The organism is Caulobacter sp. SRI_014, assembly GCF_057586315.1.
The window spans coordinates 140,285-161,676 of sequence record NZ_JBYCZQ010000004.1 but is presented as its reverse complement, the minus strand read 5'-3'; the positions used below and the strand labels follow the sequence as shown (position 1 = coordinate 161,676).

The 21,392-nt window shown below is 62.4% G+C and carries 23 protein-coding genes and 1 pseudogene; 11 read left to right on the top strand and 13 right to left on the bottom strand.

Going from position 1 to position 21,392, the window contains the following annotated elements:
• Window position 1: 1 nt before the first annotated feature.
• The 3 genes from cap2-3 to AC2YG9_RS11665 form a co-directional block, all read right to left on the bottom strand.
• A complete protein-coding gene (gene cap2-3, locus AC2YG9_RS11675; RefSeq protein ID WP_487298147.1) occupies window positions 2–2,191 on the bottom strand; it encodes an anti-phage 6A-MBL system cap2_3 protein in 2,190 nt (729 codons plus the stop codon).
• A gap of 58 nt (window positions 2,192–2,249) precedes the next feature.
• The gene (locus tag AC2YG9_RS11670) at window positions 2,250–3,380 is read right to left on the bottom strand and encodes a ComEC/Rec2 family competence protein (RefSeq protein WP_487298146.1); all 1,131 of its coding nucleotides are present in this window, start codon (window positions 3,378–3,380) and stop codon (window positions 2,250–2,252) included.
• Between the two features lie 231 nt (window positions 3,381–3,611).
• The gene (locus AC2YG9_RS11665; RefSeq protein ID WP_487298145.1) at window positions 3,612–3,830 is read right to left on the bottom strand and encodes a helix-turn-helix domain-containing protein; all 219 of its coding nucleotides are present in this window, start codon (window positions 3,828–3,830) and stop codon (window positions 3,612–3,614) included.
• 123 nt (window positions 3,831–3,953) lie between these two features.
• On the opposite strand from AC2YG9_RS11665, the gene AC2YG9_RS11660 reads away from it, so the two are divergent.
• From AC2YG9_RS11660 to AC2YG9_RS11650, 3 genes are read left to right on the top strand one after another with little or no spacing between them, the layout of a single operon-like run.
• Window positions 3,954–4,277, top strand: coding sequence for a hypothetical protein (locus AC2YG9_RS11660; RefSeq protein WP_487298144.1), 324 nt, complete (start codon window positions 3,954–3,956; stop codon window positions 4,275–4,277).
• 10 nt (window positions 4,278–4,287) lie between these two features.
• Window positions 4,288–5,142 carry a hypothetical protein gene (locus tag AC2YG9_RS11655; protein ID WP_487298143.1) on the top strand — a complete coding sequence of 285 codons (855 nt, stop codon included), beginning with the start codon at window positions 4,288–4,290 and terminating at the stop codon, window positions 5,140–5,142.
• 12 nt (window positions 5,143–5,154) lie between these two features.
• The gene (locus tag AC2YG9_RS11650; protein WP_487298142.1) at window positions 5,155–5,664 is read left to right on the top strand and encodes a hypothetical protein; all 510 of its coding nucleotides are present in this window, start codon (window positions 5,155–5,157) and stop codon (window positions 5,662–5,664) included.
• A 6-nt stretch (window positions 5,665–5,670) separates the two neighbouring features.
• Here the strand turns inward: AC2YG9_RS11650 and AC2YG9_RS11645 are convergent, their stop codons facing one another.
• Together AC2YG9_RS11645 and AC2YG9_RS11640 are read right to left on the bottom strand one after the other, a co-directional pair.
• Window positions 5,671–7,434 (bottom strand): type IV secretory system conjugative DNA transfer family protein, encoded by a 1,764-nt coding sequence (locus AC2YG9_RS11645; protein WP_487298141.1) that lies wholly within the window; start codon window positions 7,432–7,434, stop codon window positions 5,671–5,673.
• Window positions 7,435–7,575: 141 nt separating this feature from the next.
• Entirely contained in the window at window positions 7,576–7,998 is a 423-nt protein-coding gene (locus tag AC2YG9_RS11640) for a hypothetical protein (protein WP_487298140.1), read from the bottom strand.
• A 914-nt stretch (window positions 7,999–8,912) separates the two neighbouring features.
• Here AC2YG9_RS11640 and AC2YG9_RS11635 point away from each other — a divergent pair.
• The gene (locus AC2YG9_RS11635; protein ID WP_487298139.1) at window positions 8,913–10,334 is read left to right on the top strand and encodes a MobA/MobL family protein; all 1,422 of its coding nucleotides are present in this window, start codon (window positions 8,913–8,915) and stop codon (window positions 10,332–10,334) included.
• A 29-nt stretch (window positions 10,335–10,363) separates the two neighbouring features.
• On the opposite strand, the gene AC2YG9_RS11630 is transcribed toward AC2YG9_RS11635, so the two are convergent.
• On the bottom strand, window positions 10,364–11,314 hold the full coding sequence (locus AC2YG9_RS11630; protein ID WP_487298138.1) for a nucleotidyl transferase AbiEii/AbiGii toxin family protein: 951 nt from the start codon (window positions 11,312–11,314) through the stop codon (window positions 10,364–10,366).
• Complete coding sequence (locus AC2YG9_RS11625; protein ID WP_487298137.1) at window positions 11,307–12,080, bottom strand: type IV toxin-antitoxin system AbiEi family antitoxin domain-containing protein; 774 nt, start codon at window positions 12,078–12,080, stop codon at window positions 11,307–11,309. Before AC2YG9_RS11625 ends, AC2YG9_RS11630 begins: the two co-directional genes overlap by 8 nt.
• A gap of 220 nt (window positions 12,081–12,300) precedes the next feature.
• Between AC2YG9_RS11625 and AC2YG9_RS11620 the strand changes: the two genes are divergently transcribed.
• The 3 genes and pseudogenes from AC2YG9_RS11620 (at window position 12,301) to AC2YG9_RS11610 (ending at window position 13,721) form a co-directional block, all read left to right on the top strand.
• On the top strand, window positions 12,301–13,446 hold the full coding sequence (locus tag AC2YG9_RS11620; RefSeq protein ID WP_487298136.1) for a nickel/cobalt efflux transporter: 1,146 nt from the start codon (window positions 12,301–12,303) through the stop codon (window positions 13,444–13,446).
• Between the two features lie 10 nt (window positions 13,447–13,456).
• Window positions 13,457–13,534: pseudogene (locus tag AC2YG9_RS11615) on the top strand (hypothetical protein); the annotation flags it as partial.
• 19 nt (window positions 13,535–13,553) lie between these two features.
• On the top strand, window positions 13,554–13,721 hold the full coding sequence (locus AC2YG9_RS11610) for a metal-sensing transcriptional repressor (RefSeq protein WP_487298135.1): 168 nt from the start codon (window positions 13,554–13,556) through the stop codon (window positions 13,719–13,721).
• A 75-nt stretch (window positions 13,722–13,796) separates the two neighbouring features.
• Here AC2YG9_RS11610 and AC2YG9_RS11605 read toward each other — a convergent pair whose 3' ends face one another.
• The 4 genes from AC2YG9_RS11605 to AC2YG9_RS11590 form a co-directional block, all read right to left on the bottom strand.
• Window positions 13,797–13,949 (bottom strand): hypothetical protein, encoded by a 153-nt coding sequence (locus tag AC2YG9_RS11605; protein ID WP_487298134.1) that lies wholly within the window; start codon window positions 13,947–13,949, stop codon window positions 13,797–13,799.
• 39 nt (window positions 13,950–13,988) lie between these two features.
• A complete protein-coding gene (locus AC2YG9_RS11600; protein ID WP_487298133.1) occupies window positions 13,989–14,270 on the bottom strand; it encodes a hypothetical protein in 282 nt (93 codons plus the stop codon).
• Between the two features lie 92 nt (window positions 14,271–14,362).
• Entirely contained in the window at window positions 14,363–15,463 is a 1,101-nt protein-coding gene (locus tag AC2YG9_RS11595) for an acyltransferase family protein (protein WP_487298132.1), read from the bottom strand.
• A 102-nt stretch (window positions 15,464–15,565) separates the two neighbouring features.
• Window positions 15,566–17,989, bottom strand: a complete 2,424-nt coding sequence (locus AC2YG9_RS11590) for a heavy metal translocating P-type ATPase (protein ID WP_487298131.1) — start codon at window positions 17,987–17,989, stop codon at window positions 15,566–15,568.
• 83 nt (window positions 17,990–18,072) lie between these two features.
• Here AC2YG9_RS11590 and AC2YG9_RS11585 point away from each other — a divergent pair, with 83 nt between their 5' ends.
• The 4 genes from AC2YG9_RS11585 to AC2YG9_RS11570 all read left to right on the top strand — a co-directional run bounded on the left by AC2YG9_RS11585 (window position 18,073) and on the right by AC2YG9_RS11570 (window position 19,758).
• Entirely contained in the window at window positions 18,073–18,348 is a 276-nt protein-coding gene (locus AC2YG9_RS11585) for a metal-sensitive transcriptional regulator (RefSeq protein ID WP_487298130.1), read from the top strand.
• 71 nt (window positions 18,349–18,419) lie between these two features.
• Window positions 18,420–18,746, top strand: a complete 327-nt coding sequence (locus tag AC2YG9_RS11580) for a hypothetical protein (RefSeq protein ID WP_487298129.1) — start codon at window positions 18,420–18,422, stop codon at window positions 18,744–18,746.
• The gene (locus AC2YG9_RS11575) at window positions 18,743–19,186 is read left to right on the top strand and encodes a Spy/CpxP family protein refolding chaperone (RefSeq protein WP_487298128.1); all 444 of its coding nucleotides are present in this window, start codon (window positions 18,743–18,745) and stop codon (window positions 19,184–19,186) included. The genes AC2YG9_RS11580 and AC2YG9_RS11575 overlap by 4 nt, the downstream gene beginning before the upstream one ends.
• Entirely contained in the window at window positions 19,183–19,758 is a 576-nt protein-coding gene (locus AC2YG9_RS11570) for an RNA polymerase sigma factor (protein WP_487298127.1), read from the top strand. Before AC2YG9_RS11575 ends, AC2YG9_RS11570 begins: the two co-directional genes overlap by 4 nt.
• On the opposite strand, the gene AC2YG9_RS11565 is transcribed toward AC2YG9_RS11570, so the two are convergent.
• Window positions 19,755–20,219, bottom strand: coding sequence for a YybH family protein (locus AC2YG9_RS11565; protein ID WP_487298126.1), 465 nt, complete (start codon window positions 20,217–20,219; stop codon window positions 19,755–19,757). The genes AC2YG9_RS11570 and AC2YG9_RS11565 overlap by 4 nt on opposite strands.
• Before the next feature lie 17 nt (window positions 20,220–20,236).
• Window positions 20,237–21,361, bottom strand: a complete 1,125-nt coding sequence (locus tag AC2YG9_RS11560; RefSeq protein ID WP_487298125.1) for an acyltransferase family protein — start codon at window positions 21,359–21,361, stop codon at window positions 20,237–20,239.
• Window positions 21,362–21,392 lie beyond the last annotated feature (31 nt).

Here is a 21,392-nt window from a genome sequence, read left to right as displayed (position 1 = left end):
TTCAAATCTTCAGATGTGTTTGTACGTCACCGTCGGCAACGATGACAATGAGGGTCGGGCGCGCATGCTCGACGTCGACGGCGTGGTGCTTTTCCATCGCCTTGTAGTCTTTCCCAGACATCGCCGCAGACTGGTTCGGGTGGCTATGCCAAGTGCCACAGAGAAACAGTCGTCCGCGTGTTTTTCGGAGAAGCCGTCGTTCTTCTGCCAGATGCCCGGCGGGGCCGAGTTCTAGCGTGGTGGCGCTGAAAGTCGAACCAGGTGGAAGCGCACTAGCAAAGAGAATTGTGATGGTCTTACGGGCGGGGTCCCAGTTGCCATATAGATATCCCCCGGTTTCTGACGGCAGAGCATCGGCGCGCAGAGCTTTCATGCGATCTAGCGCTGGGACGGAAATCGCAACCCGCCACTCGGCCTGGGTCGGTGGAACGAAGGATGAGAACGGACCGACGGGAAACCACCGCCACCCAAGGGGCCGGAAGTTCTCGTCCAAGGGATTCAGCCCGATTCCGGATTCGGTTTGGCCACCGACAATGGACGGCAGCGCTGTCGCCGCATGTTGCTCCACGACGTAGTTCGGCAAATGCACCGTCTGCGAGCCGCACCCGAAACCATACAGAAAGGGATCAGGTCCGAGCGGGTGCTCAGCTTCGTAGTCGAGCCAGCGGGCGACCGACGGCTCATCCACCGCCAAGGCCAGCATGGACGCCATCAGGTCTGCCAAGCTGGGCCCCGTGGGAAGCGAGACAAAGGTCGCACCCAAACGACCGTCGTGAAAGATTTCCGAGCGAATGACTGTGCCGGGATCGACGGTCCGAAGCGCGTCCATTTTTAAACGGACGCGCTCATCAGCCGTCGCATCAATGATGAGCCTGCCGCGCGTTCGCGCGGTCAGATCATCGTCAGGCAGATCGAGAATGTCGTCTTTGTGCACGACGAGCTTAGGCTCTGAGCCCTCGACGAGGACCGCATTTGTCAGTGTCAGGCTCTGCGCGGCCTTGCCCCGATAGATGTCAGAGGTACGCGCGGTATGGCGCGCCAAGTTGTGCGGCATGACCCGGTCTGAGTCTTGGACCACGACATCATCTGCGCCGGCACGGACGAGATTGTTGAAGATCGCGCTGCCCAGCGCCCCCGCACCAAACAAGGTGATCGGCGGAAGCGTGCCAACCCCGGATACCCACCTTAGCAGTTCTGGTGTCGGTGGATGGTCTGCGACAACCGCATCGACCTGCGCGTCGTCGTCGATGACCTTCTTGGCGAGCTTTTGCGAAACAAAATAGGCGCGAAGCTCCAAGCGCCTCGCTTTCGGATTCTCCGAGTAACCGAAATAGTTCGCGAGCAGTGGGGAGGGACGCCAAACGCCCAAGACGACTACGAATCCTCGCCGGCCTTCTGGGTGCTCATAGACAAAACTAGCGTCATTCAGGAGCAGCCCGCCCAGGGCAGCGTCAAACGCCCCTTCGACGCCGATGCGCTGAAGTCCCTTCCGGAACTCGAGCATCGTCGGCCACTCTTCGAAAATGGGATCGTGTTCGACCTTCTCCGCCTCGGGCCAGAGGAAGACAAAAGGAACGCCCCGCTTCGGCCCTCCCTTGTTGCGAAACCCGATCGCCGCACGAATGTCGTTGATCTCGATGATCTGCGAAACCAAGGCGACGTGACTGCCTTCAGCCTGCTCGTAGACAACGGCCACGCCAAGCGCGCTTCGCTTATCGAGATTGGCGAACGCATGGTCTTGAAAGAAGCCAGGATCGACCTGACCATGCCGGTAGGTCTGGGCGACGCCGAACGGCACCGCCTCCCAACCTTCCGCCATCAAGGATCCGGTTTTGGCGTCGCGCATGAAGCCCCGGAGACGCTCCATGAGAGCTTCGATGCCACCACGCTCATAAACCGGCTGGATGCCGCCAAGGGCCAAACACGGCGCCGCAGGGCAGCCAGGCGGTCCCGAACACAGATGCCCGATGTTGCGGGGGAAATCCCCACGAGGGCAGATGACGTTCCTCGGAGCTGTGAAGCCGAAGCGGTATCCCGCGTAGTAGTGAAACTCGACGGTCTCCACATCGCGAATATCCGCGGCCGGCTCACCAATGGTCTGCTCGGTTTGAAGGTCAAACCGAAGAACCACGCCATCCTCCGCTTGGTGCAACGCGACGGAGTCGGGGATGACGCCGGCAGAGCGGCGCACGCGGAGGAGCTCCAGCTCCTCCAGATATGTCAGCTGCGGCGTCCCTTCCCCGTCCATATCAGCCGTAGGAACCCCCGCCGCTGACTGAGCCGGAACTGCCGCCCAATCCAACTGACGCCGGTGCAGCGGTTGCCGCCAAGCTAGGCCCCGTGACCGAAAGGTTGAAGATCACATGGGCCGGCTTATCGTTGTCGGCATCGCCGCCCGTGCATTTGAAGCGCGCACGAACTTTGTCATCCACGAGGCCTCCATCGGCCAGGATGCGCAGATAGCGAAGCTTGGCATGGTAGGAAGGAGGCGTGTTTCCCCCACGGATTACCCGCCGGCTGCTCGCCACGACGAACCCCTTTCCGCGCTGCTCGCCGAGCGCGGCCAGCGCGCCGGCGGATTCTTCAAACTCCTCATCGACACAGCCACCCTGCCAGACCCGACCAATCGACCGCCTTGAGCAGTGGTGAACCGCAGCCATGATGTGCCACGCGATGTGGTCGGGGTTCTTCTGCTGAACGTCTTTCTCCAGGCGTTCGAGAACCTCGACTGTCGTGTCGCCCAGCAGCAGGATTTTGTTGTCGCCCCAGCCGCGCGTGATCGTCCACTGAATTACCAGGCTGGTGGAGTTCGACGACGTCGGCGGGCACCCGTCTTCCGCCTTTGGAATGTCCCACTCGGCCGGGGTCGGCGCGAGGAGCCGCCATTCGAAACTCTCGGTCACCTTTCCCGTCGAATGGGTTGTCGTGTCCATGATGACGAGGCGGTTGCCATCGAGGTCCGCCTCCCAAGTCGCAGCCAGCGCCTTGCGGCGCTTGATCTCATTGGTGAGCGGCTCCGACTGCGGCGTCACATAGTGCGGGTTGGCCCCATACGGCGAACACCAGATTTCATCGACAATGATTTTGGGCTCGCCCTCTTCCGGGTCGGAATCCCAATCCTGAGGTCGCCCACAATGGAAGATGTCGCAGAAGCCCGCGACGTGGTCTTTGTCGGGGTGGGTCGAAACGAAAACGTCGAGATGGTTTCCGCACGCCTTGCGGATGTCCGGCGCAAAGTTCGGCACACGGTCATTTTCCGGGTCTTCGGCTTGATTGCGCCGATAGTGAATGTCGGTCAGCACCACCTTTTGGTGGGCTTCAATCATGATGCTGTCGCCGCAGCCTGCCGCGAACACCGTGACCCTGTAGTCGCCACGCATTGTAGTTCTCCCAGCCCCCGCCCTGACGCGTGGCGCTATTCGAGTTGGTGGCTGCGTCGCCACATTTCAAGATGTTGTAGTGATTTTGGTTGACGACACACGATATAGAGGCATCAGCCGCGAATCAAGAACATATCCGCAACAACCATGACTGACCCGGCGAAAGGCGCAATGAGCGTGAACGCATTAGCTGTGGGCGGCCTAGCGATAGCCGCAAAGATGAGTTGTCCGTTAGGCTCGGTCGAACAGGCGCGCGGGCTCAAGATCCAAGCCGCGCGCGAGGTCGAGAATGGCGGTCAGGCCGAGGTTCACATTGCCAAGCTCAACGCGCGATACGTAGCGCGCCGATAGCCCGCTGCGCTCAGCAAGCGTCTCCTGGGTGAGACCTTGCTGTTTGCGCAGTCGCTTAACCTGCGCTCCGAACGCTTTGAGTTGAGACTCTTTGGACACCGCCGAAGCGTGTCAGGTCTACGGATCGATTGAAGGAACGATCAGTAGAGTTTTCGCTGGCGGTGGCCGCCGCGATGTGATTCAAACTCTACTGATCGAGGGATTCAAATCAGGGGTCTCCCCATGAAGAATACGTCCGTTCGGGGCGCGCTCGCGCTCGCCCTTTCGCTCGCCTGCGCACAGATGGCACAGGCAACCAATGACGATCCGAAGAAAGTCTACAGCGACTGCATCGATGACGCCGAGAAGGCGAAGGAAGCGGCGCTAAAGCTCTGCACCAGCAAGACCGGCGATCTTCTGCGCAACTGCCAGCAGCGGGCTCAGAACACGCGCACCGCCGCCGACACGAAATGTACCCTGCGCATGCAGCAGGCGGTCAATTCCACGGGCGAGCGTGAGCGAGAACGACTGGCCCGCGAGGCCGCTCGCGCCGGCCGGCCGAACTGAGGGGGCCGACATGCGCATCAAACCCTTTCTCGCGGCTGGACTCCTGAGCGCCATCGGCGCGGGAGCCCTGGCCCAATCCTCCGCCACCTGGGCCGGCCGCTATGTCGGTCCGTTCGATGGTGGCAATGGCGAAGTGATCATCGCCGGGCCGTCGGCCAACGGCTCGAACTACAAGGTCGACGTCCTGGTCGGCGGAAGTTCGAACGGCTGCGGCGGCAGTGTTGGCGGTGTCGGCACGGCGCGCGGTAACCGACTCTCGCTCGAAGTGCCCACCGACAACGGCCTTTGCGTCGTCACGCTGGCGCGGAACGCTGGCGGGCTCAGCGTGAGCGAAAGCGGCTGCGCTTATATGCACGGCGCTTCATGCGGCTTCAGCGGCACGGTCAAACCGTCTGGCGGCGGGGCAGCAGCAGCAAGCGCTCCTGGTCCGGCTTGGATCGCGACCGCAGGTGGCGAGTCATTCGTTCGCGATGCGGGCGGGTTGGGCCTGGTCCTCGAAGTCGGGTGCGGCGTCGAGGACGGCAACCCTTTCGTCGCCATTGGCATCCCGAATGGCGCGGGGAGCATCGAAACATCCGGACAGATGGCAGGCAACAGCGCCTTCGCTCGCAAGTTCCGAGGCTTCAGGGGCGCGACCGTCAAAGCGCTCGACGGTCAGGGCAAGCTCATCGGTTCGGCGACGATCACGGTGCAACGCGCTCCCGATGGATCGGGTGTCGCGTGGCTCGGCGGAGCGATGAGCGAGGCCGCGTTCGCCGCGGTGAAGCGCTCCGCGTCAATCGAAGTCGTCTCGTCCCAATGGACGGCCACCTTCTCCGGCAAGGGCGCGACCGCCGCCATTCGCCGGGGCTCATGCCAACGCTGAGGAGATAGATCGATGTCTTTCAATCAAGGCTATCAGGACGGTCTCGGTGGAATGAAACGTCCCTCCAATGGCGATTGGGGATCGTTCAACGCCGGCTCGTCCGCCCGGCAGGAGCAGGCGTTTTATACGGGTCTGCAGAACCAAGCTAACGCGTGGTCCAACGCCAAGCCCAATGCGTGGTCGTCGTGGTCTCCTGCATCGCCCCCGCCGTTGGCGAGGCCTTGGACAGCTGAGGACGCGGCTGCCGCCGACGCATTTTGGTCGGGTGCCAAGCACGTTCTCCTCTTCGCCTGGGCCCTCGCGCTGTTCGCGATTTTGATTGTCCTGGTCGGAGCGTTCAGTTGGTTGCCGCGCGCCATTGTCTTGATGTGCGCAACAATCGGACGCCTGCCTGGTGGGCGCGGATTGGCGCTCGTGCGCGTCGTCCTCGATCCCATCTACAACGCGTTGGCACTAGTCGAAGATTTCTTCGCTCGGATTGCCTACACCCTCTTCGACCCCAAGCACATAGCCGAAAGCTAAGCGGAGTTAGTTGTTCGGTGAGGCCGAGGCGAGCGCCTTAAGGCGCTCGTCCTCGTACCAAAGGATTTTCTCACCAAGGACCGGATCAGCGTTCTCGATCAGAACGATCTGCGCATTGCTATCCATGCGCATGAGCTCGTCCGGGAAAAGCAAAGGTCGCTGGGTTGGGGTGAGGCTGACCGAACTGCTCGATCCTCCAGAGCCGCCCCCTTGTGATGTGCTGCGCATCTTCTGCGTCGTCACGCCGATCATCTTCGACACGTACTCCGCTGTCTGCAGGTCACGCGTCCCAAAGACCTGGATCGCGCCGGCGTTGGCAATAAAGGTCTGCCACCCCTTATCGTAGAGGCGTTCCAGCTGACTGAAATCTTGCACGATGGCATGCAGCTGAATGCCCATGCCGGCCATGAGCCCATACGCGTCCTCGACGATCTTGAGGCGGCCAAGCGCCGCGAACTCGTCGAGCAGAAACAGCACTGGCCGAGCAGGCTTAGCGGATGATCGAGAGATATCGGCGATGCCCAGAGCGATGAGCATCCGCATCCAGCGACTGTAGGTCGACAGTCGATCAACAGGCAGCACGATGTAGACCGACACCGGGCTATCGCCCTTGACGTCCGCAAACCGGAAGTCGCTCGCTTCAAGGTGCGCACGCAGCGCAGGGCTCTCCAGAAAATGGGTGTTTTGCTGGGCGCTCGAAAACACGCCAGACCTCTCATTGTCCGACTTACCCATGATGCGCGAGGCCGAAGCCCGGACAATAGGTGAGGTCGAAAACAGCATGGCGGCATTTATTTCGGCCATATCCTCGGGACCGGCCGTGAGCATGTCGCGCAAACGACCGAGGTGGCGTTGCCCCTCTTCGTCGGGCGAGGTGGCCAGGTGGACGATGAAGCCCATGATTAGGGCCTTGGCTTCGTCGCTCCAGAAGGTGTCGCCCTTCCCTTCATGGATAACGAGGGCGTCTGCGATCAAAAGCGCATCCTCGACCAAGGTCGGGGAATCCGCTGACAGGGTCGCGAGCGGGTTGAACTTGGCTCCGGGCTTTCCTGTCAGGCCCCACGGATCCAGCGCGATGGCGCGTCCGAACTGAGCGCGTCGATCATAGGTGAGGATCGCGTTCTCGCCCTTCGGGTCGATCACAATCGCCGAACCTTCATAGGTGAGAAGGTTGGGGATAATGGTGGAGACACCCTTGCCGGCGCGCGTCGGCGCGACGGTAAGCAGATGCCGCTGTCCTGTGTAGTGGAGCGGACGCCTGATGCCTTTCTTGTCTTCTTTAGCCCGGGCATTGGGATCGGGATTGCGCAGGAAGCCGAGGCGGATGCCGACTTCACCGAGCAACGCCAGTTCCTGCGCATGTTCGGGCGTTGCGAATTTCGCCGAACCGAACACCAGGTCGGGCTGATCGAACAACTTCGCGATCACGATCCAAACGAGGAAGGCAAATTGTGCGAGGGCGCTGACGCCGGCGACAATCCGAACGGCCAGATCTGGAACGCGCTGCGCCTCTCCCCCGTCCTCGGCCTGTGGCATGCCCGGCAAATTGGCCATGCCCGCAGGGAGGGCAGCTTGCGCGTCTGTCGTGGCCGTCAGCGCGAGGAAAGTGAAAAGGATCGCGCCGGCCGCCAGGACCCATACGCCCGTAGATCCCTTCAGGATCGCGGTGAGCCGCTTGGCAAGTTCGGCGAGGTTTCCGCCGCCCTGGATGAACGCAAGCGCGATGGCCGCCGCAATCTGCAACAGCCAAATGAAGATGATGATGAGCACCGCGTAGCCCCCGCTGACCGCAATGCGAGAACGCTAAGGCGAACGCATCCAGAAAGCGAGTCCTTTGGAGTGAGCAATAGGCAGTTCTGGTCTGCTTTTGCCTACGGCATTTGGCGAGCGCGCGCAGCGCGCGAGCCGCGGTTAATCGTATGCAGGGGGCAGCGGTTCAAAATTGCTGTGGGTCTCACGCCAAGCTCTACATTTTTGCTGCTGGTCCTGATCGGCACGCAGCGTCATTCCGAGCCAGTATTTTCGATCTCTCTGGGCTTGGCACCAAGGATAGAAATAAGTGGGATCGTCTTTGATGTCTTTGAGGGACTGAAGTAGCCGCTCTGCATATGTGCAGCCCTCGGCCGCAGGCTTTTCGCAAACGATCTGGTCCAAGACCTCAAGGGCGTGGTCTGACTCAGGATCCAAAAGCCAGTAAAGAAAGTACTTATGCTTTTCCGGAACTGTGATGCGCCGGAGATCGCCGGAAAATGTTGGAATGTAGATATCGAAGAATTTTTCCTCGGGATACTCTTCGGTAATAATGTTGAGAGGTCTAGATAGATTTAAAGTCATTCGAATATTATATCATAGTTCGGCCAAATTATCTACTTCGGCCCTCTCGGTTACGTTCGTTAAATTGTTCTCGCACTCTATCTATCTGAGCTATTTGCTTATCCAGCGCCCTTCGTTCTTTTTCGACCCCCTGTAGGTCACGCGCCTTCGTGGTGCCCCCAGGTTTCAACTCCTGCTTCGGTGCGCCATGGCCAAGCTGGCCCTCAAGCTGACGTAGACGGGCTCGCATCGCCGAGACCTTTGGGCCGTCCTTCTCTCTAGGCTGGGAGCGTTGGGCTTGCTCCACCTTGTCGATCCCGGGCATCTGCACCGCCCTTTCGAAGGCCGGTGTGGGCGGTCTTTCCGGCGGCGGCCTCCAACCAGGCACATTGTTCTTGTCGTCGGCCATGGTGGCCTCGCGAGGGATGGAGCGACTAGCTTCTCTCAGCTCGGCTGACGCCGCAAGGTGGCGAGAACGGAGCGCTTTGGCGCAAGCTACGTTTGGCTCACATCGCGGGCGCTGTTCGCTGCGCGGAAGGCGTGGCCTTTCAACACCGCGCGGCGGCTGGAAGCCGCATACATGACTGTGTCTGATATCGGTTCAGACTTGCAACTCATGATCGTGTCGTGATCTCTTCGAATTTGGAGGGCGCACTTTTGGGTTTGCTTTGCAAACCCACGCCCAGTGGCCCGTGGCCACGCGGGAAGATGCCATCCTCCCGCACCCGCCTAGCCAAGGGTCAGTAAGACCCCTGGACCCCGTACCCACGCCGCCAAGAGAGGCGGCGGGTGCTTCCGCAAGGCGCGGCATTGACCGCGCCCCCGGAAGCAAGGGAGCCCTCGCGTCGAGGGCGCCTGCGCGGAAGGAGCCGCAGCAGGCCTCGTCCCACCTACTCTTTTGTGTGTGCCGTTTACGAAAGGTGAAGACCGCCAAAATGGCGATCTACTCGTGCAACCTCGCGTCCGTGGGACGGACGACGCACGCCGCCGGCACAGCCGGCGCGCATCTTCGCTACATAGCGCGCGAAGACGCAGAACCCGTGCTCGCGGTACACGCGATGCCCTCCGATCCGGTCGATGCGCGCACATGGATGGACCGCCAGGAATTGGCGGACCGCAAGAATGCCCGCGTGCTCGACAAAATCCGGATCGCACTGCCGCGCGAGCTGTCGAAGGAACAGCGGCTGCAGCTGGCCCGAGACTTCTGCGAAGAGCTCACGGGCAATCGCATCCCATGGATGCTGGCCATCCACCAGGAGGGCAAGGACGCGCAGAACCCGCACGCGCACATCGTGGTGCGCGATCGGGATTTGGAGACCGGCCGGCGCGTGTTGCGCCTCTCCGACTCTTCTCGGGAGCGCGAGGCTGCCGGCCTCGAGCCCAAGGCTGTCGAGTGGATCAGGCAGCGTTGGGAGGCCTCTGCCAACGCCGCCCTAGAGAGCGCCGGCCATGAGCAGCGCATCGATCGTCGGACGCTCGACGCCCAAGGCATCGAGCGCGAACCCACGATCCACCTCGGGCCTCGCGGCATGTTCGTCGACGGTCACGTGCATCGGCCGCGTTCGAAGAAGAAGATGAACGCGCTCGGCCGTGAGGTCGATTACCCCGCCATCGACCGAGGCCGCACGCGCAAAGAGCGGCACGCCGAGATCATCGATCTCAACCTCGAACGGGCGGCCAGGTCTCCGGATGCTGAGACCAGGGCTTGGGCGAAATTCGAGAAAGCCCAGGCCGCCGCTGATCGCAAGCTGGCCTATGAGCTCGCGGCGATAGCGCGCCAGCACACCCGCGAGGAGCGCCGGGTGCTTTCCGCACATCGGAACGAGGTCCGGGCACTGCGCACCCAGCACAAGCGCGCCCGTGACGAGGCCCGATCCGAACACCGCCGTCAGGCGGCTCCCGTTCGCCAGGCCCTTCGCGAAAGCCAGGCGCGAGAACGCGCCGCCCTCAAGACTGAGCAATCTTCGCTTTGGCGACGTATCGCTCGGGCCATCGACATCACAGGCGGGACGAAGCGGCGACAAAAGGAAGCGCGGCAGCTTCTCAGCGCCACCCATAAAATGGAGCGTCGGGAGCACGCATTGGCCGCGCTCTCTAGGTGGGAACAGACTAGGGTTTCACTAGAAAACCACTACGCACCGCTTAGGGCGGCGTTAGACGACGCGTTAGGTAAGACGCGCGGCGATCTGCGCGACATGCGTACGCGCGTGAACGCCATGATCGAGGCGCGGCTGCAGCTTCGAGAAAGCGTCCGGGAGCATGAACGACGTGACCTCCAAACCAACCTGCAGCTCTCGCGCGGCTCGGACCATCTCGCCTTTGGGCGAGAGCGCCCTGGCCCAGGACGGTCTAGGTAACTCAAGGCGTCTTTCTGCGCCTAGCGACGCTAGCCATTTTCGCTGTCGTCGCTTGCCGCTGTTGCTGCGAGCGCCTGCTTCAGCGCTTCGACGCCTTGCGCATGTCGGTCGGGTTCCGCGCCGCGCAGCTTGCGCAGGTTCTGCAGTTTCCATTGCGGGGCGGGCAATGCCTCAAGGCCCGGAAGCGGAAACAATGCCCACTCCGGATCGCCACCCTCAAAGCTCGTCAGAAAAGCGCGCTCATTGTCTGTGAGCCCGTTCGCGATGGCGGCGCTCAGACGCTCCAGCGTCTCCACATGATCGTCGTAAGTAAAAGGCTCGAAGGGCATGCCTTCGAACTGGGACGCGAAAGCCTCCTTCCGATCCTTCAAGCTCGGTTTGATCAGTTCGGCGATCGGTCGACCGTGGCTGGCGAGACCAGCCAGCATCCCGTACCGAACCTCGTCAGTCAGGCCGCCTTCGTCGAGCAGCCGCTTCACGTCGAACAGGTCGCGAGGGTGTTGCCGATCCAGTGCAGCGCAGATCTTTCCGCCAAAAAGTTCGCCGCGGGAAACAACCGGGGTCTCGACGAAGAGCTCGAACATTTCCTGGACGCGCGCGCTGCACGCCATCGTGCGGATAGGCAGAAGGTGGCCGCGCAGGATCGGATTGACCTCAATCTTGATCTGGGTCGTTCCGCGCTGGCAGTGCAGCTTCGCTTCAAGGCCGCCGCCCTGATTGACCAGGGTAGCCTTGGTCGGCTTCAGCTTGTCCTCGATGCGCTTTTTGATGCGCAAGAGCCCATCCGTGATGGACCTGAGCGACGTGCCTCGATCTTCAAGGGGCAGATACGTCAGATCGATATCGACCGAGAGGCGCGGCAAATCCCATTCAAACAGGTTGATCGCCGTGCCGCCCTTCAGCGCGAAGGCCGGCTCCTCGGCAACATAGGGCAGGACATCGAGAAGCAGCTGGACCTGGTCGCGATAGCGCTTATCCATCCAGCCCCACCAGCTCTTTAGGCAGGATCAGACCGTATTTTGCGTTGTACGCCCCATGCGGCACCAGGCTGCGGTCGCCCGAGCCAAGATTGAACTTGCTTACATCAAGGTGACGAAGAACCGGCAGGTTGGCCTTCTCGGCCATGAACAGGAACAGCCGCGTGACTTTGATCGACCCGCAGGCTTCCAAGAGCCTCTGCATCATCTTCGGCCGCAGCGTCCGCAAGCCTTCGATGATCTGGTAGGCCTCAACGAGATCGATGTGGCGCGGTGCGAGATGAAGCATCTCCAGGACCGCGCGTTCGGAGGTCGAGGTGCGCAGAGCAAAGCCCCCGTCGTCCGTGGTGGTCAGCCCCTCATCCGGCGGCAGAAACTTGCTTTGGAAATGGCAGATCGTTTCAGGCCAGTCCTGGGCCTTGAACCAGACCGGAAGGTTCGTCCCGGGCGAGGACAGCAAGAATATCGTGACCTTGCCCAAGCGGGCGTAGTGACTGACGCCGCCAGCCTCCATCGCCGTGCGGGCCCCGACATGAACCTGAAGGCCGAGCTGGCTTTGTAAGGAGTAGAGCGCGCCCTGCCATGTGAGGGTGTCGCTGGGGCGTTTGAATGCGCCCACTCCCACGGCTTCGATCCATTTGCCGGCCACATATTTTTGGGTGTGCTGGGGGGTGACGCCTAACGCCCGCAAATGGGCGCTCGTCATTACGGTCGCCGGAATCCAGCGCTCCAAAAGTGGCCTTAGTTTTTCTTGGCTCGATACACTCATGGTATATTTTTAGCATGATTTTCGAGGAAAATCCACAACGGGCGTTCTGTGAGCCTTAAAAGATGGGGCTGAAATATACCGAAGGTATAGCGAGCCCCTGAAAATCAAGCTTCGAAAACGAAGCCAAGCGACGAGCCCTCCAAAATGGCTACTCGGAAGCGACCCGGCTACCGAACCACGGAAGCCTCGACATATCCTCCCCAGGGGGATAGGTTACGGCATGCTCGATTTCACTGAATTGCTCCAGCAGGGCGCAGCGCACGCCTGGCTGTTCATCCCAAGCGCCATCCTCCTGGGCGCTCTCCATGGGCTGGAGCCCGGCCACTCGAAGACGATGATGGCCGCCTTCATCATCGCCATTCGCGGGACGATCCGACAGGCCGTGCTGCTCGGCATTTGCGCGACGCTCTCGCACACCGCCGTGGTCTGGATCATCGCGTTGGGCGGGCTCTATCTCTGGCGCGGCATCGATAGCGAAACGCTTGAGCCCTACTTGCAACTCGCCTCCGGCATCATCATCGTCGGCATGGCGCTTTGGATGATCTGGCGGACTCGCCGCGATCAGCAGCTCGCCGCCCTGCATGATCACGATCATCACGAAGAAGAAGATTACCACCATCACCACGACGCGCCGCATCAGATAGACACCGGCCACGGCGTCGTCGCGCTATCCATTTTCGAGGACGGCGTGCCCCCGCGTTTTCGCCTCGTCTCGCCCAACGGGCGTGCGCTCAAGGCGGCTGAGGTGGCCGTCGAAACCGAGCGCACCGATGGCGCTCGGCAGACATTCTCTTTCGTCGAACGCGACGGCTTCCTGGAGTCGGTGGATGAGATCCCCGAGCCGCATGCCTTCATTGCCCGGCTCGAACTGCGCCATGTGGATCATGCGCACCACTATGACGTGGCCTTCCTCGAAGACGACCATGGTCATGATCATGTCCATGAAGAGCTGCGCGGCCTCGACGTGTCGGCGGGCGGCTACCAGGACGCTCACGAACTTGCCCATGCCAACGACATTCGCCGCCGCTTCGCCGGTCGCGACGTCACGACGGGCCAGATCATTCTGTTCGGTCTGACAGGCGGGCTCATTCCCTGCCCTGGCGCGATCACAGTCCTGCTGCTGTGCCTTCAGCTCAAGGAGTTCACGCTCGGCGCGGTTCTCGTGCTGTGTTTCAGCGTGGGCTTGGCGCTGACCATGGTCGCCTCCGGCGTGATCGCGGCGCTCAGCGTCAAGCATGTCTCCAAGCGCTGGTCAGGCTTTGGAGAGATCGTGCGCAAAGCGCCCTTCTTCTCTGGCGTCGTCATCCTGCTGATCGGCCTCTATATCGGGATAAACGGCTATCTCGCCATAAGCGGCGGGCACTAGGAGGGCGGCCATGCACACGCACGACAAAGCCATGCAAAACCGCTTGAAGCGCGCGCAGGGCCATCTCGCCAAGATCATCACCATGATCGAAGGCCAATCGCGATGGCTTGGAGATCGTCCAACAGATGCAGGCCGTGATCGGCGCGTTAGAAAAGGCAAAGACCGCCATCGTCGCGGACCACATCGAGCATCACCTCGAAGAGATCGTCGGACCACTGCCGCGCGAGGCGCGTGAAAAACTGGCGGGCCTCGGCGAGCTCGCCAAATATCTTTGAGTATCTGGTCTCGAAACGGAAAACGCCCGCGCCGTTTCCAGCGCGGGCGTTCCCTTAGCTAGCGCTCGCTAGCCCTTACGGGCAGCAGGGCGCACCGCCGCTGCAGCAGGCCGCCAGGGCCTCGCAGCAGGACGACACGGCCTGGATGACCGTTTCCGGCGAAGCCGCAAAAGCGGCCGTGCCGGACGCCAGCAACACGAGGCCGGCGGTGATCAGGATACGTTTCATAACAATAGTCCTTGTTGAGTTGATGGATGGTCTTCTCTTTCAGACCACCCCTCGGGGAGGCGGCACGGCGGGATCGACGACGATCCCGGCTGGCGTGCGCTGCTCCGTTTCAAACTGAACCTCATAGACGACCCGCACGGGCGCGATGACTTGCGGGCCTAGCTGCGGCAGCAGCCGGCAGCCGACCGCACAATCCGGCTTGGCCGTCGGTGCGCTTTGATCATGACCGTGATGATCGCCGCTATCCATCGGCATCATCGCCATCGTGTCGCATGCACTGCTCTGCGCTTGCGCCACGCACAAAGGGGCGGCCAGGAGCATCAACGCGCCGACAATCCCAACAGCGAGACGCGCGACCGCACCGCCGAATGACCGGCGTGCTCGGATCGACAAAGGGCGTCTCGAGTTGCGCATCAGATCACCGGCTCATGTTTCGGCTCTGAGGGCGGCTTGCGCAAGAACGGATCGTTCCTGCGCATCCAGTTGCGCGCTGGGCGCTCCACAAGGTGATAGGTGGCGATGGAGGCAATCAGCGTCGCCACGAACACACCGAGCCAGGCGGCCCAGGCCGCCGCGCCGATAAGGCCGGGCGCGAGGCGGTCGAGAGCGTGGAAATACGCGATGTCGACCGGCAGATGCGCCATGTAGACCGAGTAGGAGACCTCGCCGAGATAGACGAGCAGCGCCGCGCCCAGAAGGCCCCGCGCGTTCGACTTCGAAGCCTCGGCGAGCGAGAAGATCAGCAATCCAAAAGCCGGCCAGATCGCGGCGTCGCTCCAATGCAGCGAAGAGCCGACGACGATCCAAAGTGCAGCCAGGCCCGCGCCGAGCAGCGAGGCGAAGCGCGGCAGGCTGATTGTGCGGCCCAGCTGGTAGAGCGCCGCGCCGAACAGGAAGGCCGGAACGATGCGGATGAATCCCAGACGCGTCACTTCTGAGAGTGGGAGCCCGTTGGACTCGACGCTCCAGAACATGACGAAGAACAGTCCGAGCGATAGCGCGACCGCCAGCCAGGCGAGCCGGCGCAGGGCAAGCACCATCAAGGCCGCGAGCGGAAAGACCAGATAGGCGAACCACTCCGCCGAGATCGACCAGGAGGGAAAATTCCACTGCACCGACGGCGTTGTGCCCCAGGCGTGGATGAGCAGCAGATGCTGCGGCAACACTTTCGGATCGAAGGCGACGGGGTCGAAGCGCGCGCCCATCTTCATTGCGACCAGCCAGATCGCAATCGTGGCGGCCAAGGTGACCAGGTGGACGGGGTAGATCCGCGATAGACGCGCCCACAAGAAGGAACCGTAGTTGAAGCGCTTCTCTTCGACCCGGCTCAGATAGACGTGGCTCAGGATGAAACCCGAGAGGATGAAGAAGAGATCGACCCCGAGATAGCCCTTGGCGACGAACCCCAGGCGATCGACATCCAGGCCGAGATGATCCCGAAAATGGTAGACGAGCACCCACAGAGCGGCCGCGATCCGCAATGACGTCAACGGCCGGATGTCGTTTGGATACATGCGCGCCCCCGTGCGAGAGCGCGCTGATCGCAGGGCGCTCTAAGGGCTATACGGCGCGCAGGCGGGCATCCCTCAGGATCGAGGAACGCCCGCGCACTTTTTCTAGAGCTTCACCGCGCGGAGCCGCAGCGCGTTGCCGATGACGCTCACCGACGACAAGGCCATGGCGAGCGCGGCGATGGCCGGTGAGAGCAACAGCCCGAAGACCGGATAGAGAATCCCGGCCGCAATCGGCACACCGCCAACGTTGTAGACGAAGGCGAAAAAGAGGTTCTGGCGGATGTTGCGCATGACGGCGCGCGAGAGGGTCCGAGCCTTCACGATGCCGGAAAGGTCGCCCTTGAGGAGCGTCACCCCGGCGCTTTCTATCGCAACATCAGCGCCCGCGCCCATGGCGATCCCGACATCGGCCGCCGCCAATGCGGGGGCGTCGTTGACGCCGTCGCCCGCCATGGCGACGACGCGGCCTTCGCTGCGCAGCCGCTCCACGACCGCCGCCTTGTCCTGGGGCAGAACTTCGGCCGCGACTTCAGAAATGCCGAGCTTGTCCGCGACGGCGCGCGCCGTCGTTTCGTTGTCGCCCGTCATCATGACGATGCGGAGCCCGATCTCTTTGAGCGCATCGATGGCGGCGCGCGCGCCGTCCTTGATCGGGTCGGCGATGCCGAGGAGCCCAGCAAGTTGTCCGTCGAGCGCGACATAGACCACCGTCGCGCCCTGGCGGCGCAGCGCATCGGCCTCTTGATCGAGCGGCGTGATGTCCGCACCTTGCTCGCCGATGAAGCGACGGCTCCCGATGGCGACGCGCTTCCCTTCGACGATGCCGAGGACGCCGCGGCCGACGGGAGAGTCGAACTCGCTGGCCTCGGTCAGGCTTACGCCTTCTTCTTCGGCGGCGCGCAGGATGGCCTCGCCGAGCGGATGCTCCGAGCCACGCTCGAGGCTCGCCGTGAGACGCAGCAGCGTGAGCCGATCAACGCCGTTCACAGGCTTGATCGCGGTGACGGCGGGGCGGCCTTCGGTGAGGGTGCCGGTCTTGTCGACGACAAGCGTGTCGATCTTCTCGAAGCGCTCCAGCGCCTCAGCATTCTTGATCAGAACGCCGGCCTGCGCGCCCCTGCCCACACCGACCATGATCGAAATGGGCGTCGCCAGACCCAAGGCGCAGGGACAGGCAATGATGAGAACGGAGACGGCCGCGACGAGCGCGTAGCTGAAGCGCGGATCGGGACCGACAATGGCCCAGGCGATGAAGGCAATCGCCGCGATCAGGATGACGCCCGGCACGAACCAACCCGACACACGGTCGGCAAGACGTTGGATCGGTGCGCGGCTCCGCTGCGCTTGGGCGACCATCTGGACGATCTGCGAGAGCAGCGTGTCGGCCCCGACCTTGTCGGCGCGCATCACGAAGGAGCCCGTCTTGTTGATCGCGCCGCCGATGACGGCATCGCCGACATCGCGCGTCACCGGCATGGACTCGCCCGTGACCATCGATTCATCGAGCGACGCCCGCCCGTCGAGGATCGCGCCATCGACCGGCACTTTCTCGCCGGGGCGCACGCGCAACCGGTCGCCCACTGCGACGAGGTCCAGCGAGACCTCTTCATCCGTACCGTCGTCGCGAATGCGCCGCGCCGTTTTGGGCGCGAGATCGAGCAGTGCCTTGAGCGCACCCGAGGTGCGCTCCCGCGCTTGCAGCTCCAGCACCTGACCAAGCAGAACCAGCGCGGTGATCACCGCCGCCGCCTCGAAATAGACGGGCACCGAGCCGTCGCTTTGCCGGAAGGCGTCGGGGAATATCTGCGGCGCGGTGACGGCGACCACGCTGTAGAGCCAGGCGACGCCCACGCCCATCGCGATGAGCGTGAACATGTTCAGATTGCGGGTCTTAAGCGAGGCCCAGCCGCGCTCGAAGAACGGCCAGCCGGCCCAGAGAACGACGGGCGTTGCGAGCGCGAACTGAATCCAATTTGACGTTTGCCCCGGCAGATAATGGTGAAGATCGAAAAGGTGCCCGCCCATCTCCAAAGCGAAGACCGGAAGGGCAAGCGCAACGGCCACCCAGAAGCGGCGCGTCATGTCGGCAAGCTCAGGGTTGGGGCCGCTATCGGCGGTGATCGTCTCAGGCTCCAGCGCCATGCCGCAGATCGGACAGGAACCCGGGCCGACCTGACGGATCTCCGGGTGCATCGGGCAGGTGTAGATCGTGCCCGGAGGGGCGGGCGGATCTTCAGCCCGATCCTTGTTGAGATATTTCTCCGGATCGGCCGTGAACTTCGTGCGGCAGCCTGCCGAGCAGAAATGGAATGCCTCGCCCTGGTGCGTCGCGTGGTGCTGCGTCGTCGCCGGATCGACGCTCATGCCGCAGACCGGATCGATCACCGTGCCCGCCGCCTTCGGCTTACCAGCGCAACAGCTATGGCCCTCGTGGTCGTGCCCATGATGGTCGTGATGGTGATGATGATGATGATCGCTCACGCCCGCCTCCTTTTGAATGTGTTTCAAAATACCCCCTGGGGGCATTTCATGAGTTCGAGATATACCCCCCAGGGGTACTTGTCAATTACCCCCCAGGGGTATACGTTGGTTGCTTCAGGAGACGCTCGATGCACCGCACGAACAAAGCCAATCTGCAAAACCGCCTCAGCCGCGTCGAAGGCCAGGTGCGCGGCATCGGCCGCATGGTCGAAGAGGACCGCTATTGCGTCGACATCCTCACCCAGCTTCAGGCGGTGCGCGCCGCACTGACGAAGGTCGAACAGGAACTCTTGCGTGAGCATATCGACCATTGCGTCGGCGCGGCCTTTGCGAGCGGCGACGCTGCTGAACAGCGCGCCAAGGCCGACGAGCTCGTGGCCCTGCTGCAAAGGTCACTGCGATGAGCGAGGCCCTTTGTGTGATCTACGCGCCTCGCGGGCCCGCCCCTCACGCTCGTGAGGGATCGAGCCTATGGATGCGTATTGTGAAAGGGGTGCGGGAGGTGCGCCGCTTCATGAATACGCTCGAACAGACATTGCGCGTCCTTGGCTCGTCAAACCGCGAGCCCGCATTGGACGGATTGGAAGACAAGGTGTGGACCCGCGTCCGCACCGCAAGCGCGCGGGCCGCGCTGGAGCGTCGATGGCGCACCGCCCAGATGCTGGCCGCCTCTTTCGCGCTTGTGACGGGCATCGCCTTCGGCGGAGCCGAAGCCACCGCCCTCCTACGCACGCAACAGCCGTCCGCCTCCTTGATGACCCCGGCGCTTGCGCCCTCCGAACTCCTGGAGGGACGCGGATGAAGCCGGGTCTGCGCAATCTCCTCATCACCATCGCCCTTGTCGTGATCGCGGCCGGCGGCGGCGCTTGGCTATGCGCCCACTACGTGGTCAGCCATCACGCCCAGGGGCCGTCATTGCACGACATGGTCCACAAGGATCTCGACCTTAGCCCCGAACAGTCGCGCAAGCTCGAAGCCATCGAGACGAGCTACGCAGCAGAGCGAACGCGCCTCGAAGGTGAAGTCCGCGCCGCCAATCGCGAACTCGCGCTCGCCATTCAAAAGGGCAAGAAAGACTCGCCCGAACTCGACGCCGCCATCGATCACCTCCACATGGCGATGGGCGCGCTCCAAAAGGCGACCATCACGCATGTCTTCGACATGCGCGCCGTGCTCACCCCCGAGCAGGCCAAAAAGTTCGACACTGAAATCACCGCCGCCCTCACCGAAGAGGGCCGGTGAGCGCGGCTTCCGAGCCGTCTGATTCAGAGCTTGCCGCCAGCGCGGTCGCCGGCGACGAGCGCGCTTTCTCGTGGCTGATGCAACGCCACAAGGATGCGCTCTACAGATTCATTCGTCGCTACACGGGGGACGCGGACGAGGCTTACGACCTCCTGCAAGAAAGCTTCACCGCCGCTTGGGGCGCACTGAATCGCTACGACCGCGCGCGGTCTTTTCCCACTTGGCTGCGCCGCATCGCGCTCAACAAATGCAGGGATTGGTCGCGCCGAAGGACGGTGCGCCGCTGGCTCACCCGCAACGAAGGCCTCGACAACTGGACGGGGCAGAACCTGGCTGCCGACGAGCCCTCCCCGGAAACAAACGTCTCCGATCAGGAGCAGCTCACGCGCCTTGATCGCGCGATTGCCGATCTGCCCGCCGGTCTCAAAGAGCCGCTGATCCTCACGGCGCTCGAAGGCTTCTCCCAGGACGAGGCTGGCAAGCTTCTGGGCCTCAGTGCCAAGGCCGTCGAAGTGAGGGTCTATCGTGCCCGCAAGGCGCTCACCTCAGCCCTATCGTTGCAGGACGCCTAGCTAGCTGCAGGGGCAGCGCGCGACGACCAATGGATATGCGCGATACGCCATCCATTCTTGGTCCGCTTGAGGACCATCGTCTCCACCGTCAATCGGTCGACTTTCTTGCCGTCATAGGTGCCCGTCGTCCGCCCTTGCGTCATGACCCAAGCGACTTTGCCCTCCACCACGCTGCGGCGGCTGGTGATCGTGTCGGTCATACCTTGGCTGTAGGCGATGTCGCCGGGCAGGTGCGCTTCGACGTACTCAGCTTTTGAGGACTCGGCGCCGCCTTGCTCAAAGATCACCGCGTCGTCGAGCAGAAGGTCGGCCACGCCCGCCGCGTCGCCCTTGCCCATCGCCGCGTGAAACGCATCGACTGTCAGAACGGGCCCACTTGGAGATGCGGCGAGCGCGAGCGATGGGGTGGCGGCTCCAAGGAGGCCGAGCGGCGCGATAGCGAGCAAAGTGCGACGATCCATGATGTAGTTGTCCTTCTTCAAAGTGAGGGAGCTGATGAGTTGGGTTTGCTCAGTTTAGATCTGATCCAATCGCGCGCCGGCCGTTCGAACCAGATGTAGAGAACGATGGCGACGGTCTGCGCTGTCAGCAGCATAGCTCCAGCCTCGACCCACCCGAGCTTGTAGGAACTCGGCTTGTCCAGCAGTGCGGCCATCACGCCCCGCCAAGCGGTGAACAGCGGGATGTGCGTCAGGTATAGCGCGTAGGACGCTTCCCCGAGCAGCTTGAGAAATCCGCCAGACGATTTCGCCGGCGGGCAGGCCTTCGAGAGCAAGGCCAGGCTCAGAACGACCGCACCGGCCAACACAACGATGATCCGGTCATCGACGCCAAAATGCATGGCGAGGATCATCGCGGCGGCGCTTGCGCCTGCGTAGAAAACCACGAGCCGCGGCCTAGGATCGAGGCGTCCGCCTAGATGGTAGAGGCCGATGCCGAAGAGAAATTCCGGGATGATGCGCAGGATCCCGAGGTTTTCCTCGGCGTGAGTCAAAAGCTTGCCGAACGAGGCGCGGTAGCCTGCATCCAGCCCAACGAACAGGACGGCGGCCAGGACTAGAATAAGCCAGCTGCGGTGCTGGAGCTTCAGGCCAATCCACGCAAAAACCGGAAACAGCAGATAAGCGAACCACTCCGCCGAAAGCGACCAAGAGGGCCCGTTCCACTCATTCAACGTGCTGGTCGGAAACCAAGCTTGAACCAGCAGCAAGGTCTTCAAGAAACCGACCAGTGTGAAATGCTCGCTTCTATAGTCCTGGTTCAAAAGCTCAGCAGCCAGCACCATGGCGAGCATGCCGCCAAGCGCCAGAATGTGGACCGGAAAGATGCGGGCGATACGGGCGGCCAGAAAGGCTCGATAGCTAAACGAGCTGTCTTCGTTTGACCGGGCGTAGACATGCGTCAGCACGAAGCCCGAAAGAATGAAAAACACATCCACGCCGAGGCGTCCGCGCTCGAAGAGCCAGGTCAGCGCCATGTCGTCGTAGCGCCACCCGAGATGCAGGTGGAAGAGGACAACCCCGAGCGCGAGAAAGAAGCGGAGGGAGGTGAGTGTTTTCAGCTCTGCCGGATAGCGCGCCTGCTCAAACTCACCCGGCATCATGGCGGGCGCTCCGTGTGCAGATCGCTCCGTT

Bases quoted from the DNA above. Each gene is read 5' to 3' on its own strand.
- AC2YG9_RS11670 (WP_487298146.1), bottom strand. From the start codon at position 3,380: ATGCGTGGCGACTACAGGGTCACGGTGTTCGCGGCAGGCTGCGGCGAC.
- AC2YG9_RS11660 (WP_487298144.1), top strand. From the start codon at position 3,954: ATGAAGAATACGTCCGTTCGGGGCGCGCTCGCGCTCGCCCTTTCGCTC.
- AC2YG9_RS11655 (WP_487298143.1), top strand. From the start codon at position 4,288: ATGCGCATCAAACCCTTTCTCGCGGCTGGACTCCTGAGCGCCATCGGC.
- AC2YG9_RS11650 (WP_487298142.1), top strand. From the start codon at position 5,155: ATGTCTTTCAATCAAGGCTATCAGGACGGTCTCGGTGGAATGAAACGT.
- AC2YG9_RS11640 (WP_487298140.1), bottom strand. From the start codon at position 7,998: ATGACTTTAAATCTATCTAGACCTCTCAACATTATTACCGAAGAGTAT.
- AC2YG9_RS11635 (WP_487298139.1), top strand. From the start codon at position 8,913: ATGGCGATCTACTCGTGCAACCTCGCGTCCGTGGGACGGACGACGCAC.
- AC2YG9_RS11630 (WP_487298138.1), bottom strand. From the start codon at position 11,314: ATGGATAAGCGCTATCGCGACCAGGTCCAGCTGCTTCTCGATGTCCTG.
- AC2YG9_RS11625 (WP_487298137.1), bottom strand. From the start codon at position 12,080: ATGAGTGTATCGAGCCAAGAAAAACTAAGGCCACTTTTGGAGCGCTGG.
- AC2YG9_RS11620 (WP_487298136.1), top strand. From the start codon at position 12,301: ATGCTCGATTTCACTGAATTGCTCCAGCAGGGCGCAGCGCACGCCTGG.
- AC2YG9_RS11605 (WP_487298134.1), bottom strand. From the start codon at position 13,949: ATGAAACGTATCCTGATCACCGCCGGCCTCGTGTTGCTGGCGTCCGGC.
- AC2YG9_RS11600 (WP_487298133.1), bottom strand. From the start codon at position 14,270: ATGCTCCTGGCCGCCCCTTTGTGCGTGGCGCAAGCGCAGAGCAGTGCA.
- AC2YG9_RS11595 (WP_487298132.1), bottom strand. From the start codon at position 15,463: ATGTATCCAAACGACATCCGGCCGTTGACGTCATTGCGGATCGCGGCC.
- AC2YG9_RS11590 (WP_487298131.1), bottom strand. From the start codon at position 17,989: ATGCCCCCAGGGGGTATTTTGAAACACATTCAAAAGGAGGCGGGCGTG.
- AC2YG9_RS11585 (WP_487298130.1), top strand. From the start codon at position 18,073: ATGCACCGCACGAACAAAGCCAATCTGCAAAACCGCCTCAGCCGCGTC.
- AC2YG9_RS11580 (WP_487298129.1), top strand. From the start codon at position 18,420: ATGCGTATTGTGAAAGGGGTGCGGGAGGTGCGCCGCTTCATGAATACG.
- AC2YG9_RS11575 (WP_487298128.1), top strand. From the start codon at position 18,743: ATGAAGCCGGGTCTGCGCAATCTCCTCATCACCATCGCCCTTGTCGTG.
- AC2YG9_RS11565 (WP_487298126.1), bottom strand. From the start codon at position 20,219: ATGGATCGTCGCACTTTGCTCGCTATCGCGCCGCTCGGCCTCCTTGGA.
- AC2YG9_RS11560 (WP_487298125.1), bottom strand. From the start codon at position 21,361: ATGATGCCGGGTGAGTTTGAGCAGGCGCGCTATCCGGCAGAGCTGAAA.